Source organism: Pseudomonas sp. PDM13, assembly GCF_025685765.1.
In the GTDB taxonomy this organism is placed as follows: domain Bacteria; phylum Pseudomonadota; class Gammaproteobacteria; order Pseudomonadales; family Pseudomonadaceae; genus Metapseudomonas; species Metapseudomonas solani.
The window spans coordinates 119,298-135,412 of record NZ_JAOTQU010000010.1; the positions used below are offsets into that span (position 1 = coordinate 119,298).

General features: G+C 69.3%; 16 protein-coding genes. 11 read left to right on the top strand and 5 right to left on the bottom strand.

Annotation, left to right across the window (positions count from 1 at the left end; genetic code table 11):
- Positions 1–30 precede the first annotated feature (30 nt).
- The 11 genes from glgX (at position 31) to OEJ36_RS13025 (ending at position 11,060) form a co-directional block, all read left to right on the top strand.
- Entirely contained in the window at positions 31–2,157 is a 2,127-nt protein-coding gene (gene glgX, locus OEJ36_RS12975) for a glycogen debranching protein GlgX (RefSeq protein ID WP_263401828.1), read from the top strand.
- Positions 2,157–3,191 carry an acyl-CoA dehydrogenase gene (locus OEJ36_RS12980; RefSeq protein ID WP_263401829.1) on the top strand — a complete coding sequence of 345 codons (1,035 nt, stop codon included), beginning with the start codon at positions 2,157–2,159 and terminating at the stop codon, positions 3,189–3,191. Before glgX ends, OEJ36_RS12980 begins: the two co-directional genes overlap by 1 nt.
- Positions 3,188–3,943, top strand: a complete 756-nt coding sequence (locus tag OEJ36_RS12985) for a PIG-L deacetylase family protein (protein WP_263401830.1) — start codon at positions 3,188–3,190, stop codon at positions 3,941–3,943. Before OEJ36_RS12980 ends, OEJ36_RS12985 begins: the two co-directional genes overlap by 4 nt.
- A complete protein-coding gene (locus OEJ36_RS12990) occupies positions 3,940–4,551 on the top strand; it encodes a class I SAM-dependent DNA methyltransferase (RefSeq protein WP_263401831.1) in 612 nt (203 codons plus the stop codon). Before OEJ36_RS12985 ends, OEJ36_RS12990 begins: the two co-directional genes overlap by 4 nt.
- Positions 4,548–5,195: a glycosyltransferase gene (locus OEJ36_RS12995; RefSeq protein ID WP_263401832.1), complete on the top strand. Its 648-nt coding sequence runs from the start codon at positions 4,548–4,550 to the stop codon at positions 5,193–5,195. The genes OEJ36_RS12990 and OEJ36_RS12995 overlap by 4 nt, the downstream gene beginning before the upstream one ends.
- Before the next feature lie 222 nt (positions 5,196–5,417).
- Positions 5,418–5,831 carry a CBS domain-containing protein gene (locus tag OEJ36_RS13000; RefSeq protein WP_263401833.1) on the top strand — a complete coding sequence of 138 codons (414 nt, stop codon included), beginning with the start codon at positions 5,418–5,420 and terminating at the stop codon, positions 5,829–5,831.
- Between the two features lie 23 nt (positions 5,832–5,854).
- A complete protein-coding gene (locus OEJ36_RS13005) occupies positions 5,855–7,141 on the top strand; it encodes a zinc-dependent alcohol dehydrogenase (protein ID WP_263401834.1) in 1,287 nt (428 codons plus the stop codon).
- 13 nt (positions 7,142–7,154) lie between these two features.
- The gene (locus tag OEJ36_RS13010; RefSeq protein WP_263401835.1) at positions 7,155–8,075 is read left to right on the top strand and encodes a DUF72 domain-containing protein; all 921 of its coding nucleotides are present in this window, start codon (positions 7,155–7,157) and stop codon (positions 8,073–8,075) included.
- Positions 8,072–8,860: an endonuclease/exonuclease/phosphatase family protein gene (locus OEJ36_RS13015; protein WP_263401836.1), complete on the top strand. Its 789-nt coding sequence runs from the start codon at positions 8,072–8,074 to the stop codon at positions 8,858–8,860. The genes OEJ36_RS13010 and OEJ36_RS13015 overlap by 4 nt, the downstream gene beginning before the upstream one ends.
- Positions 8,857–10,077: a cardiolipin synthase ClsB gene (gene clsB, locus OEJ36_RS13020; RefSeq protein WP_263401837.1), complete on the top strand. Its 1,221-nt coding sequence runs from the start codon at positions 8,857–8,859 to the stop codon at positions 10,075–10,077. Before OEJ36_RS13015 ends, clsB begins: the two co-directional genes overlap by 4 nt.
- Positions 10,074–11,060 carry a lysylphosphatidylglycerol synthase domain-containing protein gene (locus OEJ36_RS13025; protein WP_263401838.1) on the top strand — a complete coding sequence of 329 codons (987 nt, stop codon included), beginning with the start codon at positions 10,074–10,076 and terminating at the stop codon, positions 11,058–11,060. Before clsB ends, OEJ36_RS13025 begins: the two co-directional genes overlap by 4 nt.
- Positions 11,061–11,168: 108 nt before the next feature.
- On the opposite strand, the gene OEJ36_RS13030 is transcribed toward OEJ36_RS13025, so the two are convergent.
- From OEJ36_RS13030 to OEJ36_RS13050, 5 genes are read right to left on the bottom strand one after another with little or no spacing between them, the layout of a single operon-like run.
- On the bottom strand, positions 11,169–12,140 hold the full coding sequence (locus OEJ36_RS13030) for a LysR family transcriptional regulator (protein ID WP_263401839.1): 972 nt from the start codon (positions 12,138–12,140) through the stop codon (positions 11,169–11,171).
- Positions 12,141–12,192: 52 nt separating this feature from the next.
- On the bottom strand, positions 12,193–13,170 hold the full coding sequence (locus OEJ36_RS13035; protein ID WP_263401840.1) for a peptidylprolyl isomerase: 978 nt from the start codon (positions 13,168–13,170) through the stop codon (positions 12,193–12,195).
- A gap of 5 nt (positions 13,171–13,175) precedes the next feature.
- Entirely contained in the window at positions 13,176–13,658 is a 483-nt protein-coding gene (locus OEJ36_RS13040; RefSeq protein ID WP_263401841.1) for a YbjN domain-containing protein, read from the bottom strand.
- Between the two features lie 49 nt (positions 13,659–13,707).
- A complete protein-coding gene (locus OEJ36_RS13045) occupies positions 13,708–14,361 on the bottom strand; it encodes a DNA repair protein (RefSeq protein ID WP_263401842.1) in 654 nt (217 codons plus the stop codon).
- A 26-nt stretch (positions 14,362–14,387) separates the two neighbouring features.
- Positions 14,388–16,082 carry a putative porin gene (locus tag OEJ36_RS13050; RefSeq protein WP_263401843.1) on the bottom strand — a complete coding sequence of 565 codons (1,695 nt, stop codon included), beginning with the start codon at positions 16,080–16,082 and terminating at the stop codon, positions 14,388–14,390.
- Positions 16,083–16,115 lie beyond the last annotated feature (33 nt).

The following is a 16,115-nucleotide window of genomic DNA, read 5'->3' on the forward strand; positions in this document are numbered from 1 at the left end:
ACGAACCGAGCCGTGTGAGGAGAGACACCAATGAGCAGGCAACGCTCACGGATAACCGAAGGCCACCCCTTCCCCCTGGGCGCCACCTGGGACGGGCTGGGGGTGAACTTCGCGCTGTTTTCCGCCCATGCCACCAAGGTGGAACTCTGCCTGTTCGACGCCAAGGGCGAACGGGAACTGGAGCGCATCGAACTGCCCGAATACACCGATGAGATCTGGCACGGCTACCTGCCGGACGCCCACCCCGGGCAGATCTACGGCTACCGCGTGCACGGCCCCTACGAGCCCGACGCCGGCCACCGCTTCAACCCCAACAAGCTGCTGGTGGACCCCTACGCCCGCCAACTGATGGGCGGGCTGCGCTGGTCGGAGTCGCTGTTCGGCTACACCATCGGCCACAAGGACGGCGACCTGTCGTTCGACGAGCGCGACAGCGCCGCCTTCGTGCCCAAGTCCAAGGTCATCGACCCGGCCTTCACCTGGCCCGAGCACAAGTCGGTGCGCGTGCCCTGGGACGCCACGGTCATCTACGAGGCCCACCTGCGTGGCACCAGCATGCGCCACCCGGCGGTGCCCAAGCACCTGCGCGGCACCTGCGCCGGGCTGATGAACGCCGAGCTGCTGCAGCACATCCGCTCCCTGGGCATCACCAGCATCGAGCTGCTGCCGATCCACGGCTTCGTCAACGACCAGCACCTGCTGGAAAAGGGCATGAACAACTACTGGGGCTACAACAGCCTGGCGTTCTTCGCGCCCCACGCCGCCTACCTCGCCAGCGGCCACATCAATGAGTTCAAGGAGATGGTCGCGCACCTGCACGACGCCGGCCTGGAGCTGATCCTGGACGTGGTCTACAACCACACCGCCGAGGGCAACGAGCTGGGCCCGACCCTGTGCATGCGCGGCATCGACAATGCCACCTACTACCGGCTGATGCCCGACAACCGCCGCCACTACATCAACGATTCCGGCACCGGCAACACCCTCGACCTCAGCCACCCCTGCGTGCTGCAGATGGTCACCGACTCGCTGCGCTACTGGGCCACCGAGATGCACGTGGACGGCTTCCGCTTCGACCTCGCCACCATCCTCGGCCGCCACCCCCACGGCTTCGACGAGCGCCACGGCTTCCTCGTCGCCTGCCGCCAGGACCCGGTACTGAGCAAGCTCAAGCTCATCGCCGAACCCTGGGACTGCGGCCCCGGCGGCTACCAGGTGGGCGGCTTCCCGCCCGGTTGGGTGGAATGGAACGACCGCTTCCGCGACACCGTGCGGGCCTTCTGGCGCGGCGATGGCGGGCAGATCGCCGGGCTCGCCAGCCGCCTCACCGCCTCGGGCGACCTGTTCAACCAGCGCGGCCGGCGGCCCTACGCCTCGGTCAACTTCGTCACCGCCCACGACGGCTTCACCCTGCGTGACGTGGTCAGCTACGACCACAAGCACAACGAGGCCAACGACGAAGGCAACCGCGACGGCAGCGACAACAACTACTCCTGGAACCACGGCGTCGAAGGCCCCACCGACGACGCCGACATCCGCGAACTGCGGCTGCGCCAGATGCGCAACATGATGGCCACGCTGCTGCTCTCCCAGGGCACGCCGATGCTGGTGGCCGGCGACGAGTTCAGCCGCACCCAGCAGGGCAACAACAACGTCTACTGCCAGGACAACGAACTGGGCTGGGTGGACTGGGAACTCGACGACGAAGGCCGCAGCCTGCTGGACTTCACCCGCCGGCTGATCAGCCTGCGCCGCGCCTACCCGATCCTGCGCCGGGGCCGCTTCCTGGTGGGCGAGTACAACGAGGAACTCGGGGTCAAGGACGTCACCTGGCTGTCGCCCTGCGGCAACGAGATGACCGAGGAACAGTGGCAGGACGGCAACGCCCGCTGCCTGGGCATGCTCCTGGACGGCCGCGCGCAGCCCACCGGCATCCGCAAGAGCGGTGCCGACGCCACCCTGCTGCTGTTGCTCAATGCCCACCATGACGTGGTCAACTTCCGCCTGCCGGAAGTCGCCCAGGGAACCGCCTGGACCCTGCTGCTGGACACCAACCGCCCCGACGAACGCTCCCTGGAGCGCTTCGAGTTCGACACCGAGTTCACCCTCACCAACCGCTCGCTGCTGCTCTTCGAGCTGCAACGGGAGATCGGCTGATGCAGGGCGCCCCGGCCGTTCCTGTCGAGCGCCTGGAAGGGTGCCTGGCGGAACACCCGCGCCCGGGCGCCGACGCCCTCGAACTCGGTCATCGCCTGGCCGCGCTGGTGGCCGAGGGCCTCGACCGCCTGCCGTTGCCCGGCTTGGGCGCCACCCTCGCACGCTGGCAGGCCCTGGCCCGGGTCGCCGCCCGCGACCTGGGCCTGTGCAAGCTCTACGAAGGCCACACCGACGCCCTGGCCATCCTCCATGAACTGGGCGCCGACGCTCCGCCGGCCGGCAGCACCTGGGGCGTCTGGGCCGCCGAACCGCCCCAGGCGCGGGTGCGCATCAACGCCCGCACCTCGCAGCAGGACGTGCGCCTGGACGGCACCAAGGCCTGGTGCTCGGGTGCCGCCGTGCTCAGCCACGCGCTGCTCACCGGCTGGAACGAGGAAGGCCAGCAACAACTGGTGGCCGTGGCCCTGGACCAGCCCGGCGTGCGCGTCGGCGAAGGCGGCTGGAATGCCGTCGGCATGGCCGCCACCGGCAGCGTCGCGGTGCACTTTGAGCAGGCCCGCGCCCACTGCATCGGCCCCGCCGCGGGCTACCTGGAGCGCCCTGGTTTCTGGCACGGGGGCGCCGGCATCGCCGCCTGCTGGTTCGGCGCCGCCCAGGCCCTGGGCGAGGCGCTGCGGACGCATGGCCGCGAACATGACGAACCCCACGCCCTGGCCCACCTGGGCGCCCTGGACGCGCACCTGCACGGAGCGGCCTGCGCCCTGCGCGAGTGCGCCGCCTGGATCGACCGCCACCCCCGCGCCGACGCCGAAGGCCAGGTGCGCCGCCTCCGCGCCCTCTGCGAAAGCGCGGCCGAAGCGGCCCTCCTCCATGTCGGCCACGCCCTGGGCGCGGCCCCCTATTGCCTCGACCCCTACCTGGCCCGGTTGCTCGCCGACCTGCCGGTGTACCTCCGCCAGAGCCACGCCGAACGCGATCTCGCCGTCCTCGGTCGCCTCGCCGCCCTGGCCCCACAAGGGAGCTGGATGCCATGAGAGCCCACCTCATCCACGGCAACGGAACGCCGCTGCAGGCCTGGAACGCCTCGCACCACCTGGGCCTGGTGCCCAGCATCGATTGCGAGCGCCTGGTGCCGCCGGAAGCCCGCGCGGTGATCATCGCCCCGCACCCGGACGACGAGGTGCTCGGCTGTGGCGGCCTGCTGCAGTTGCTGTTCCAGCTGGGCCGCCAGGTGCTGCTGATCTCGGTCACCGACGGCAGCGCCAGTCACCCCGGCTCGCCCTACTGGACGGCGCACCGCCTCAGCATCGTGCGCCCCCAGGAGAGCGCCGAGGCGCTGCACCGGCTGGGCATCCCCGTGGCCGAGCTGAAATGGCTGCGCGGCGGCTTCCCGGACACCGGCGTCGAGCGCCACCTGGGCGAGCTCAAGCGCTTCCTCACCACCTACCTGCAACCCTCGGACGTGGTCTTCACCACCTGGCGCGAGGACGGCCACGCCGATCACGAGGCGGTGGGCCTGGCCACCCTCGAAGCCGGCATGGAAGTCGGCGCGCTGGTCCATGAAGTGCCCATCTGGGCCTGGCACTGGGCCGCCCCCGAGGACCCGCGCATCCCCTGGGAGCGGGCGCGCAAGGTGGAGCTGGATATCTGGACCCTGGCCCGCAAGCGCCATGCCGTGCAGGCCTTCGCCAGCCAGCTGTACGCGGACCCGGACGGCGGCCAGCCGGTACTCACCCCCGCCAGCCTGGAACGCCTGCAGCAACCTTTCGAGCTGGTCTTCCTGTGAGCGTGGCCGACACCTATTTCGACAAGCTCTACCAGGACAGCCGCGACCCCTGGGCCTTCCGCAAGCGCTGGTACGAGAAGCGCAAGCGCAACCTGGTGCTGGCCGCCCTGCCCCGCGGCTTCTACGACAAGGTCTTCGAACCCGGCTGCAGCAACGGCGAGCTGAGCCTGCGCCTGGCCGACCGCTGCCATGACCTGCTGTGCTGCGACACCTCCGGCCGCGCCATCGAGCTGGCCGGCCAGCGCCTGGCCAACAAACCCAACGTGCGCCTGCAGCAGGCGCGCCTGCCGGAGCAATGGCCCAGCGGGCGCTTCGACCTGATCGTCCTCAGCGAGCTGTGCTACTACCTCGACGCCGCCGACCTCGATCGCCTGATCGGATGCGTGCTACGGGCCCTGAACCGTGGCGGCACCCTGCTCGCCTGCCATTGGCGCCCGGTGATCGAAGGCTGCCCGCTGACCGGCGACCAGGTCCACGCGCGCCTGCATGAAGGCCTCGGCATGCCGCGCCTGCTGCGCCACGAGGAGCCCGACCTGCTGCTGGAGGTCTGGTGCCACGACGCCACCTCGGTGGCCGAGCGCGAAGGACTGCGGGAGCGCGATGCATGATCGGCGTCGTCATCCCGGTGCATGACGAGGAACAGTTGCTGGGCGCCTGCATCGACTCGGTGCTGCAGGCCGCCATACACCCCGATCTGGGCGGTGAAGCCGTCCAGGTACTGGCGGTGCTGGACGCCTGCAGCGACGGCTCCGCCGCCATCGCCGAGGCCGCCGGCATCGCCACCCTGGCCATCGATGCACGCAACGTCGGCCAGGCCCGCGCCACTGGCGTGCGCTGGCTGCTGGACCGGGGCGCGCGCTGGATCGCCTGCACCGATGCCGACAGCATCGCCGGCGCCAACTGGCTGGCCGCGCAGCTGGCCCTGGGTGCCGATGTGGTCTGCGGCACCGTGCGCATCGCCCAGTGGGACGGCATCCACCTCGACGCCCAGGCGCGCTACCACGCCCACTACCAGCAGCACGACGACCACCGCCACGTGCACGGCGCCAACCTCGGTTTCAGCGCCGAGGCCTACCTGCGCGCCGGTGGCTTCCCGCCCCTGGCCGCCCACGAGGACCTGCACCTGGTGCGCGCCTTCGAACGCAGCGGCGCGCGCATCTCCTGGAGCAGCAGCCCCGCCGTGCACACCAGCGCCCGCCTCGACGCCCGCGCGCCGGAGGGCTTCGCGGAGTTTCTCCGGGGATTGCTATAGGGCCGCCGTAACACACCCCGCCGGGTTTCACCCGACCTACTTGGCTGTGCCCCCCTTCCCCGGGCTGAAGCCCGGGCTACTGGCTTGGAAACCCCCAGCGCCAACCGGCAGAAAACCTGAACCGCTCCCCAGCCGCCCAGTCGGAACTATCAGGTGCCGCTCGCCGGCGCTTCCCGCTGGCTGCCGGCTGGCGTCGGCCCGGGCCCTGAAAAGGAGCGAACCATGAAAATCAGCGAAATCATGACCCGCAACGTCCAGACCACCAGCCCGGAACAGAGCATCCGCGAGGCCGCCGCGACCATGGCGCGGCTGGACAGCGGCGCGCTGCTGGTCAACGAGAACGACCGCCTGGTGGGCATGGTCACCGACCGCGACATCGCCATCCGCGCCGTGGCCGAGGGCCTGGGCGCCGACACGCCGGTGCGCCAGGTGATGAGCGGCGACATCCGCTACTGCTTCGAAGACGAAGACGTGCAGCACGTGGCCGCCAACATGGCCGACCTGCAGGTGCGCCGCCTGCCCGTGCTCAACCGCGAGAAGCGCCTGGTGGGCGTGGTCTCCCTCGGCAACATCGCCAGCTCCGGCAGCATCCGCGCCCAGGCCACCGTGCTGCGCGGCGTGGCCCGCGGCCATTGAGCCCTCACCCGACAGGAGCCCGCATGAAGGCAGTCGTATTCCATGGCGTGGGTGACATCCGTCTCGACGACGTCCCCGAGCCCACCCTCCAGGCCCCCACGGACGCCATCATCCGCCTCACCGCCTCGGCCATCTGCGGCACCGACCTGCACTTCGTGCGCGGCACCGTCAGCGGTATGGTCAAGGGCACCATCCTCGGCCACGAGGGCGTCGGCATAGTCGAAGCCCTGGGCAGCGACGTGCGCAACCTGCAGATCGGCGACCGGGTGGTGGTGCCCTCCACCATCGCCTGCGGCAACTGCTCCTATTGCCGCTCCGGGTACTACGCCCAGTGCGACCTGGCCAACCCCAACGGCAAGCAGGCCGGCACCGCCTTCTACGGCGGGCCCAAGGCCACCGGCCCCTTCCAGGGCCTGCAGGCGGAGAAGGCGCGCATCCCCTACGCCAACATCGGCCTGATCAAGCTGCCCAGCGAAATCAGCGACGACCAGGCCATCCTGCTGTCGGATATTTTCCCCACCGGCTACTTCGGTGCGGAGATGGCCGAGATCACCCCCGGCGACACGGTGGCGGTGTTCGGTTGCGGCCCGGTGGGCCAGTTCGCCATCGCCAGCGCCAAGCTGCTGGGGGCCGCCCGGGTGTTCGCCATCGACCACCTCGACGACCGCCTGCGCATGGCCCGCCAGCAAGGCGCCGAGGTGATCAACTTCGATCTGGAAGACCCGGTGAAGACCCTGCGTCGCCTCACCGACGGCATCGGCGTCGACCGCGCCATCGACGCCGTGGGCGTGGACGCCGAGCACGCCTGCCACGACCACTACGGCGCCGGGCGCATGCGTCAGGAAATGGCCGAGCTGACCCCGCGCACCCACCCCGACGGCGACAACTGGCACCCCGGCGATGCGCCGAGCCAGGCTTTGCAGTGGGCCGTCGAGGGGCTGGCCAAGGCCGGCACGCTGTCGATCATCGGCGTCTACCCGCAGCAGGCGCGCAGCTTCCCCATCGGCCTGGCGATGAACAAGAACCTCACCATCAACATGGGCAACTGCCACCACCGCAAGTACATCCCCACGCTCATCGAGCTGACCCTGAACAAGCGCGTGGACCCGGCGAAGATCCTCACCCAGGTCAAACCCATGAGCGATGCCATCGAAGCCTTCAAGGCCTTCGACCGCCGCGAGAACGGCTGGATCAAGGTGGAGCTGCACCCGCAGCGGCAGCAGCCGGCGGGCGATGGTGGCGAGGAGGTCATCAAAGGCGAGGAACAGCTGGAACGGACCCTGTCCGCATCCAAGGGCCAGGCTGGTTAACGGGGACGCGGTGATGGCAGAGATCCGTATCGGCATTTCCGGCTGGCGCTACGCCCCCTGGCGCGGCGACTTCTACCCCAAGGGCCTGGTGCAGAAGAAGGAGCTGCGCTTCGCCTCGCGGGCGGTCAACAGCATCGAGATCAACGGTTCCTTCTATGCCCTGCAGACGCCCGAGCGCTACGCCGGCTGGGCCGCCGACACTCCCGAGGACTTCCTCTTCAGCGTCAAGGCGCCGCGCTACATCACCCATGTGAAGCGCCTGCGCGACGTGCAGCAACCGGTGGCCAACTTCATGGCCTCGGGGCTGTTCCACCTGGGCGACAAGCTCGGGCCGCTGCTCTGGCAGTTCCCGCCCAGCTTCGCCTTCGACCCCGCGCTGTTCGCCGACTTCCTCGCCCTGCTGCCCAGGGACAGTGACGCCGCCCGGACCCTGGCCCGCCACAGCGATGCGCGCATGCACCAGGCGGGCTACCTCGATATCCCCAAGGGCCGGCCCCTGCGCCATGCGGTGGAGATCCGCAACGACAGCTTCCGCGACGAGGCCTTCATCGCCCTGCTGCGCAAGCACGGGGTGGCCCTGGTGGTCGCCGACACGGCGAAGAAGTGGCCCTACGCCGAAGACCTCACCAGCGACTTCGTCTACATGCGCCTGCACGGCGACAAGCAGCTCTACGCCAGCGGCTACTCACCCGCCGCGCTGAAGGCCTGGAAAAAGCGGATCGAAGCCTGGAGCCAGGGCGGCCAGCCCGACGACGCCCGGCTGATCAGCGCCGAGCCCCCCGCAAAACGCGCCAGCCGCGATGTGTATTGCTACTTCGACAACGACATCAAGGTGCGCGCGCCCTACGACGCGCGCCACCTGCTGGAGACCCTCAAGCTGGCCACGCACCTGCAGACCGAACCTGGCCAGGCCCTGGAAGGAGCCGACCTGTGAATACCGTTACCACCGCCCCGCTGCCCGCCACCGACCTGCTGCCGGCCGTGCATCAGCTGCGCATCATCACGGTGAACACCCACAAGGGCTTCACCGCGCTGAACCGGCGCTTCATCCTCCCCGAGCTGCGCGACGCCGTGCGCACCCTGGGCGCCGACCTGGTGTTCCTGCAGGAGGTGCTGGGCACCCACCAGTCCCACGCCAGGCGCTTCAGGAACTGGCCGCCGACGCCGCAGTACGAATTCCTCGCCGACAGCATGTGGACCGACTTCGCCTACGGCCGCAACGCGGTGTACCCGGAGGGCGACCACGGCAACGCGCTGCTGTCGAAATTCCCCATCCTGCGCTACGAGAACCTGGACGTGTCCATCGCCGGCAACGAGGAGCGTGGCCTGCTGCATTCGGTGCTGGATGTGCCCGGCCACCGCGAGGTGCACACCGTCTGCGTGCACCTCGGGCTGCGCGAGGCCCACCGCCGCGAGCAGCTGGAACTGCTCTGCCGCCTGCTCGACAGCCTGCCGCCCCTGGCGCCGGTGATAGTCGCCGGGGACTTCAACGACTGGCGCGTACGCGCCGACGACATCCTCGCCAGCCGCGGCATGGTCGAGGCCTTCGTCAACGCCTACGGTGCCCCGGCGCGCAGCTTCCCGGCACGCTGGCCGCTGTTGCGCCTGGACCGCGTCTACGTGCGCAACGCCACCAGCCACTCGCCCCAGGTGCTGCTGCGCAAGCCCTGGTCACACCTTTCCGATCACGCCCCGCTGCTGGTGGAGGTGCACCTGTGAACTTTGACTGGCGCGATGGCAACCGCGTGGAGTTGCTGATCAATGGCGAGGACTTCTTCCCGGCGGTGTTCGAGGCCATCGACAACGCCCGCCGCGAGGTGCTGGTGGAGACCTTCATCGTCTTCGAAGACAAGGTCGGCCTGCGCCTCAAGGAGACGCTGATCGCCGCCGCCCGCCGCGGTGTGCGCGTGGAGCTGACGGTAGACGGCTACGGCACCGCCGACCTCGGCACGCGCTATATTCGCGAGATGACCGAGGCCGGCGTCGGCCTGCACATGTTCGATCCGCGCCCCCGGGTGATGGGCCTGCGCACCAACCTGTTCCGCCGCCTGCACCGCAAGCTGGTGGTGGTGGACGGCGAGCTGGGCTTCGTCGGCGGCATCAACTTCTGCGCCGAACACCTGGCCGACTTCGGCCCCATGGCCAAGCAGGATTACGCCGTGGCCGTGCGCGGGCCCATCGTCAGCGACCTGCACCGCGCCTGCAGCCAACTGCTGGCCCACAGCGCCAGCGAGGTGCACAGCCTGCTGCCGGCCTCGCCGGAGAACCGCCACGCCGGCAGCGCGCGCCTGCTGCTGTCGGTGCGCGACAACGAACGCCACCGCAACGACATCGAGGAGCAGTACCTGCGGGCGCTGCGCTCGGCCAGCCAGCGCCTGGTGGTGGCCAACGCCTATTTCTTCCCCGGCTACCGCCTGCTGCGGGAGCTGCGCAACGCCGCCCGCCGTGGCGTGCAGGTGACGCTGATCATGCAGGGCCAGCCGGACATGCCCCTGGTGCGCCTGTGCTCGCGGCTGCTCTACAACTACCTGCTGCGCGACGGCGTGGTGATCCACGAATACTGCCAGCGGCCGCTGCACGGCAAGGTGGCGCTGGTGGACCGCGAGTGGTCCACCGTGGGCTCCAGCAACCTCGACCCGCTGAGCCTGTCGCTGAACCTGGAAGCCAACCTGATCATCCGCGACCCGGCCTTCAACCAGCAGCTGCACGACCACCTGCTGCAACTGGCCGGCAACCACTGCAAGCGCGTGACCCTGCAACGCATCACCCGGGGCCACTGGTGGCGGGCGCCGCTGATCTTCCTCAGCTTCCACTTCCTGCGCCACTTCCCGGCCATCGCCGGCTGGTTCCCTGCCCACTCGCCGCGCATCAAGTCGCTGCAACCCCTGGAAGAGGCCGGCGCAGAGCCGGTCTACGAGCAGGAGAAGAGCTCATGAGCGGCGAAAAGGCCACCTGGAAGACCTGGGCCAAGCGCGGCCTGACGGTGTTCTTCTTCTGCCTGGTGCCGGTGCTGCTGTTCATGCTGGTGAAGAACCTCGACTGGCAGGAGGTGCGCCAGGCCATCGGCAACTTCAGCGCCACCACATTGGCCCTGGCCGGCCTGGCCTGCGCGGCGAGCTACGCCACCTACTGCTGCTTCGACCTGGTGGGCCGCCACTACACCGCCCACAAGCTGCCGGCCTGGCAGACCATTCCGGTGACCTTCGTCTGCTACGCCTTCAACCTCAACCTCAGCTCCTGGGTGGGCGGCATCGCCCTGCGCTACCGCCTCTACTCGCGCCTGGGACTGGATGTGCCGACCATCACCAAGGTGCTCAGCCTGAGCCTGATCACCAACTGGCTGGGCTACATGCTGCTGGCCGGCTGCGTGTTCTCCCTGCGCCTGGTGGACCTGCCCGAGGGCTGGAAGATCGGCGAGACCGGCCTGCAGCTGATCGGCTTCGCCCTGGTGGCCGCCGCCCTCGCCTACCTCGGTGCCTGCCGCTTCGCCAAGCGCCGCAACTGGCGCTTCCGCGACCAGGAACTGACCCTGCCGAGCCTGCGCATGGCCCTGATCCAGGTCGGCCTGGGCATGCTCAACTGGTCGCTGATGGCGCTGCTGATCTGGACGCTGCTGCCCAAGGAGGCCTTCTACCCCTCCATCCTCGGCATCCTGCTGATCAGCAGCATCGCCGGGGTCATCACCCACATCCCCGCCGGGCTCGGCGTGCTGGAGGCGGTGTTCATCGCACTGATGCAGCACCAGATGTCCAAGGGCACCATCCTCGCGGCGCTGATCGGCTACCGCGCCATCTACTTCCTCCTGCCCCTGGCCATCGCCTGCGTGGTCTATCTCGTGCTCGAACGCCGCGCCAAGCAGATCCGCAAGCGGGATTGGGCGCACACGAGCAAGCCGGATGCCCCGGAGCCCGGGAATTGATGGGTTTCGTGCCTCTACCCATCCTACGTGGGCACCGTGCCAGCGGGTCGAACGACGCTTCGTAGGTTGGTGCCGAGCGTAGCGAGGCCCAACGGTGCAATCCCCCGGCTAGAACCAATCCCGACGCTCATCGAAGGCGGCATGCACCAGGGCGATGAGGCGGCGGACTTCTTCGCGGTCCTCTTCGCCGGCGCGTACGGCGAGCCAGGCTTGCATGTCCATGCGCGGTTCGAACAGCGCTGGCAGGGCCATGAGGTTCTTGTCCAGCTGGCCAACGTAATGGGGCAGCAGGCCGATGCAGGCGCTCCACTGGATCATCTGCCGGAGCATTTCATAGGAATTGACCCGGGTGACCCCGGCGCGGCGGTCGGCGATGGCGAGGTTCCAGGGTTGCAGCGCCTCGATGCCGGCGTAGCCCTGCAGGTCGACGAGCATGTAGTCCTCCAGCTCCACCAGGCTGCGCGGGCGGCTGGTCTCGCGGGAGTAGCGCTTGGCGACGTGGGGCAGGTATTCCAGGTGGGCCAGGCATTCCAGGTGGGCGCTGGCGAAGCCCGGCCAGGGCTCGACGTCGTCGGGCGGGGCCAGCCAGACGCGCAGGTCGGTGTCCGGCGCGGGAGCTTCGCCTTCGTCCAGGCGCGCCAGCTCCAGGCGCACGTTGGCGTGCTGGCGGAGGAAGGCCAGCAGGTCGCGGCCGAGGATGTCGTGCAGCAGCGGCTCGGCCACGGCGATGCGCACCAGCGGCTGGTCCTCGTTATGCGCCAGGCCCGGCGACAGCACCGCCAGGCGCGCCACCAGCTGGGTGCGCAGGCGGCGGCCTTCCGGGCTGAGCACCAGTGCGTTGCCCTGGTGCAGGAACAGCGGGTGCCCGGCCCAGGCGGCCAGCAGCCCGAGCTTCTTGCGCAGCAGTGTGGGCTTGATGCTGAGGCTGCGTGCCGCCTGCATGAAGCAGCCGCAACGGGCCGCCACCACGAAGTAGTGCGCCGCCTCTACGTCCAGGCCGAAGAAGCCGTCGTCCGCCGTATGCCCACCGGCGACGGCCGCGCCATGGGTCGTTGCCTGTTCGTTCTCCTGAAATGCCATATGCCCTCCTCCGTAAGGTTGCGGCGCGCCGGGCCTCCCGCCCGGCGCTGTGTCAGTGGCCCTTCTCCAGTGCCTGGTTGAGGCTCGCCCCGTCGATGCTCAGGGTCGCCGAGCTGACCATGCCGTCCAGGTAGGCCCGTGCCACCTGCTCCTGGCGCTGGGCGCGCAGGGCCTGGCGCAGGCGGTCGCGCACCTCGTCGAGGCTGGCGCTGCGCCCGGGCTGCTGCTCGGTGAGCTTGAGGATGTGGTAGCCCGCGTCGCTGCGCAGCGGCTCGGAGACGCTGCCCACACGCTGGCGGGCGAGCACCTGGCGCATCGCCGGAACGAACTGCTGCAGCGGTTGCAGGCCGGTGTCGCCGCCCTGCTCCGCCGTGCGGGCATCCTGGGAATACTGGCGCGCCAGGGCGGCGAAATCGGCGTTGGCGGCCGCCGCACGGCGGGCCAGCTCAATGGCCTGCTTGCGCACCTGCTCCTCCGCCGCACCGGGGTCGACGGCGAGGAAGATCTGGTTGACGCGGTACAGCGGCGGCGTCACCCAGTTGTCCTTGCCGGCTTCATAGGCGGCCTGCAACTCGGCATCGCTGGGGTAGTCGGCAGGCACCTGGCTCACCGATTCCAGGTAGGTGCGCAGGAGGATCTGCTCGGTGGCGGCGCGGGTCATGCGCTGGATTTCCGGACGTTCCTCCCAGCCCTGGGCCTGTGCCTGCTGCAGCAGGGCCTTCTCCGCCAGACGCCCGCGTATCCAGCCTTCCAGGGCGCCACGGTCGACCCGCAGCTGCTCGCGGCTGGCCGCCGGCAGGCCGTCCAGCACTGCCTGCAGTTCGCCCTCGCCCAGCGCCAGTTCACCCAGGCGCGCCACCGCCCGCTCGGCAGGGGCGGCCTGGCTGGCCGCCCTCGCCTGCTGCACCTCGGGCACGGCCTGCACCGCCGCCTCGAGGCCGCTGCCCGGGCGCAGCCCGAGGGCCAGGCCCACAGCCAGCGCCACGGCGGCAAGCGCACCGCAACCGACCATCCAGCCCTTGGCGTTCATCCGGCTCACGCCTCGCTGTCTGCGGTTTCGGCCGGCGCCGGGGTGGCGGCGGCCTGCTCGCGGGCCATGGCCTGGCTGTAATCGCGCAGGTAAGCGATGAACTCCTGCAGCAGGCGGTCCCACAGCTCCATCTGGCTTTGCAGGTGCTGTGGGCTGACCCCGGCGGCGACGATGGCGTCCATCTCCAGCACCAGGAACTCGCCCTGGCGCGACAGGCGGGCGAAGCGGCGGGTGGCGTTCCACACTTCGGCCATGCCCGCGGGCAGCTCGCCCTGGATGCGCAGCGCGCAGCTGAAGCAGTAGTCGAGGTAGGCGCCCGCCTCCTGGGCCGGGTTGCCGAAGCGCACGGCGAAGCCGATGCCCTGGCTGGCGCTGAGCAGTTGCACTACGCCGCCCTGTTCGCTGCGGTTGACGCGGTAGCCGGCGGCCTGCAGGCGCTCGGTGAGCTGGTCGGGGCTGATGCTATGGATCATGTCGATTGCGGTCATTGCGCTACTCCTTGTCTGCGGTTGGCGCCGGCACTGCCGGCGCCCTGGATCACTGCCCGGTGGCGGGCACCATGGCGGCGTCGAACTGGTTCTTGTAGAGCGCGTCGCCGTAGACCTGCCCCAGCTCCTCGAACTTCACCCGGGCACTGCCGGCGAAGGGCTGGCGGATCTTCATCACATCACTGACGTCGATCTTCTCGTAGGCTTCGAGGATGCCCTTGGCCACCTGGTACATCTGCTGGTTCTTGGTGGTGCACTGCTGCACCTGCTCATCGCGGGTGGCGAGGTCGGTGGCCAGTTGGGCGCGGGCCGATTCGATGCCACGGGCACGCCCCAGCAGCTCCTCGTAGGCCTGCTTGAACTTGCCCACCTGCTCGTTGCTGGCGGCCACCTGGGCCTGGGCGGCGTTGCGCAGGCTGTCCTGCTGGCCGCTCAATTGCTCGGCCTGGCTTTTTGCCTTGGCCAGCTCGGCGGTGAGCTGCTTGATCTGCGCCTGGGCCGCCGTCAGTTGGCCTTCCGCCGCAGTACGCGCGGCGGCGGCCTGGGCCTGTTCGCTCTGCAACGCCTGCAATTGCTGGGTGGTGGTGCGCAGCTGGGCGCGCAGGCGCTCCTCCATGCCTTCGGCCGAGGCCGAGTTGGCGACGCAGGCCCCCAGCAGCAGAGCCAGGCCCAGCTTCAGCGGTGTGTGCGATCGGGTGTTCATGCTCTCGCTCCTTGGCCACACGCGCATCAGAAGCGCGTGTTGACCTCCAGTTGCAGGACGTCGATATCGAAGGGCGCGCCGTACACCTCTTGCGCGCTCAGCCAGCGCACGCTGCCGGCCACGTTCTTGTCGAAGCCGTAGTTGGCGCCGAGGAACCAGCCCTTGGCGTTGGTGCCGCCGAGGTGGAAGGACGAGTCGTTGAAGCCGTCCGGCAGGGCGTCGGGTTCGATGCGCTTGTAGCCGGCGTAGAGGTTCCAGTCGCCGTGCTTCTTCAGGTCCAGGGCGTTGCCCAGGGTGAACTGCAGCATCCAGGCGGTATCGCCGCTTTCGATGTTGCCGTTGGCGTCGACGTTGCTGGCCAGCTGGCCGGCGGAGCGCTTGCGCATCTCGCCTTCGTCGTAGCCGAGGTTGCGCACGTAGTGGGCCTGGCTGCGCAGCTTGAAGTCGTGGAACAGCGCGGTGTCCCAGGCGAGGTTGAGGTCCACCAGGTTGAACTCCGAGGCCAGGCCGACGAACTGCGGCTGCGGCGTGGTGGTGGGCCGGGAGGGGTCGATGACGATGTCACGCAGCAGCATCAGGGTGTTGCCCTTCTGCATGAAGGCGGGGCGCGATTCGTCGGTGTCGCAGGCCGGCTGCCCCGAGTACAGCGAGCAGGGGCTGGAGCGTTTGCCTTCGATATCGTCGAAGCGGTAGTAGGCCAGCGCGCCCTTGAGGCTGTTGTCCGCGTCCAGCTGCCAGCGGGCGCCGAACTGGGCGCCGTAGAGCCAGTTGTTCTCGCTGCTTTCCTTGTCGAAGCCGTTGCTGCTGGCGGTGTCGGAGGTGTACTCCACCGGGAACGCGCCAACGGTGCCGAACAGCCCCATGTCGCGGTCCAGCGGCTGGTCGAACACCGCCGCCAGGCCGTCGAAATTGAGGTCGCCGGAGTACAGCAGGTCGGTGGTGTAGAACGGGTTGGGCATGCGCCCGCCGGTAAGGGTCAGGCGCTCGTCGGGCTTGTAGGCGAGGTAGCCCTGGTCGAGCCAGAGGTCCTTCTTGCCGAAGCCGCCACCCAGAGTCTGGGTGGTGGACACCGGGCCGCTGTCGGAGCCGGTGCCGACGCGCATGACCGCCGTCCAGCTGGGCGAAAGCACGGCGCGCATGCCCAGGCGGGCCCGCAGGCGCAGCAGGTTTTCCCGGTCTTCGCGGGTGTTGAGCAGCGGTGGCAGTTGCGTGTTGGTGTTCTTGTTGACGTCGTAGGGGCCGCGGTCGTTGAGCCGCGCGAAGTCGGTGATGCGGTCGCTGTTGGTGTCGGCGAAGTAGCGCGACTCGCTGCGCAGGCGCACGTCGCCCTCCAGGCTGATGCGCGACACCCAGTCGGGGAAGGTGTTGGGCGTGGCCCAGTTTTCCTGCTTGGCCTGGGCCATGACCTCGGCCTTGACCTGATCACGGATCTGGTCGCGGACGATGGCCGGCACGTATTGCACACGCACCTCGCCCGGTACGCCGGCCGGGGCCGCCGGTGCCGAGGCAGCGGCCTGGCGGGCCTGCACGGCTTCGGCCTCGGCCTGCTGGATCAGCGCCTGGGCCTGGTCCTGCTTGAGCACGCCCTGCTGTACCAGCAGGCGGATCAGGTTGATGGTGGCGTTCTCCGAGGGTGCCGGCGGTTGCGCCAGTACCGGGCCGGCCAGGCCGGCGACCACGGCACCAATCCCCAGCGCCAGTCGGCTCATTCTGCAGATCATTGTTCTACTCCTTGGCTGTTCTTGAGTGGCGCG